The 1568-nt window shown below is 53.8% G+C and carries 1 rRNA gene; it reads right to left on the bottom strand.

The features are described from left to right. Positions 1–1566, bottom strand: a 23S ribosomal RNA gene (locus MHZ92_RS21195); the annotation flags it as partial. Positions 1567–1568: the final 2 nt, after the last annotated feature.

The following is a 1568-nucleotide window of genomic DNA, read 5'->3' as shown; positions in this document are numbered from 1 at the left end:
CAGTGTTACAGGAACGGGATTTGCCTCGTTCCACACCTCACTGCTTGGACGCGCATGACCAACAGCGCGCTCACCCTATCCTACTGCGTCCCCCCATTGCTGATAACGGCGGGGAGGTGGTACAGGAATATCAACCTGTTATCCATCGTCTACGCCTTTCGGCCTCGACTTAGGTCCCGACTAACCCTGAGCGGACGAGCCTTCCTCAGGAAACCTTAGGCATTCGGTGGAAGGGATTCTCACCCTTCTTTCGCTACTCATACCGGCATTCTCACTTCCAAGCGCTCCACCAGTCCTTACGATCTGGCTTCGACGCCCTTGGAACGCTCTCCTACCACTGACACCATCGGTGTCAATCCGCAGTTTCGGTGATCCGTTTAGCCCCGGTACATTTTCGGCGCAGCGCCACTCGACCAGTGAGCTATTACGCACTCTTTAAATGGTGGCTGCTTCTAAGCCAACATCCTGGTTGTCTGGGCAGCGCCACATCCTTTTCCACTCAACGGATACTTGGGGACCTTAACTGGCGGTCTGGGCTGTTTCCCTCTCGACTACGGATCTTATCACCCGCAGTCTGACTCCCAAACATAAATCATCGGCATTCGGAGTTTGTCTGAATTCGGTAACCCGGGATGGGCCCCTAGTCCAAACAGTGCTCTACCTCCGAGATTCTTTCGTTTGAGGCTAGCCCTAAAGCTATTTCGGAGAGAACCAGCTATCTCCAGGTTCGATTGGAATTTCACCGCTACCCACACCTCATCCCCGCACTTTTCAACGTACGTGGGTTCGGGCCTCCAGTAAGTGTTACCTTACCTTCACCCTGGACATGGGTAGATCACCTGGTTTCGGGTCTACGACCCCATACTCAGACGCCCTATTCAGACTCGCTTTCGCTGCGGCTCCGCATTCGCTGCTTAACCTTGCATGGAATCGTAACTCGCCGGTTCATTCTACAAAAGGCACGCCATCACCCATTAACGGGCTCTGACAACTTGTAGGCACACGGTTTCAGGTTCTCTTTCACTCCCCTTCCGGGGTGCTTTTCACCTTTCCCTCACGGTACTGGTTCACTATCGGTCACTAGGGAGTATTTAGCCTTGGGAGATGGTCCTCCCGGATTCCGACGGAATTTCACGTGTTCCGCCGTACTCAGGATCCACTCTGGAGGGGACGGACTTTCGACTACGGGGCTTTTACCCGCTATGGCGGACCTTTCCAGGTCGCTTCGTCTAATCCGTCCCTTTGTAACTCCGTATAGAGTGTCCTACAACCCCAGGAAGCAAGCTTCCTGGTTTGGGCTCTTCCCGTTTCGCTCGCCGCTACTAAGGGAATCGATGTTTCTTTCTCTTCCTCCGGGTACTTAGATGTTTCAGTTCTCCGGGTGTGCCTCGTTCACGCTATGTATTCACGTGAACGTACTGCCCCATTACGGGCAGTGGGTTTCCCCATTCGGAAATCTTCGGATCACAGCTTACTTACAGCTCCCCGAAGCATATCGGTGTTAGTGCCGTCCTTCATAGGCTCCTAGTGCCAAGGCATCCGCCGTGCGCCCTTTCTAACTTAACCTT

It is taken from the genome of Sporosarcina sp. ACRSL, assembly GCF_022346605.1.
Classification (GTDB): Bacteria; Bacillota; Bacilli; order Bacillales_A; family Planococcaceae; genus Sporosarcina.
The sequence above is the reverse complement of the archived record's forward strand: the minus strand, read 5'-3'. Positions and strand labels throughout refer to the sequence as shown.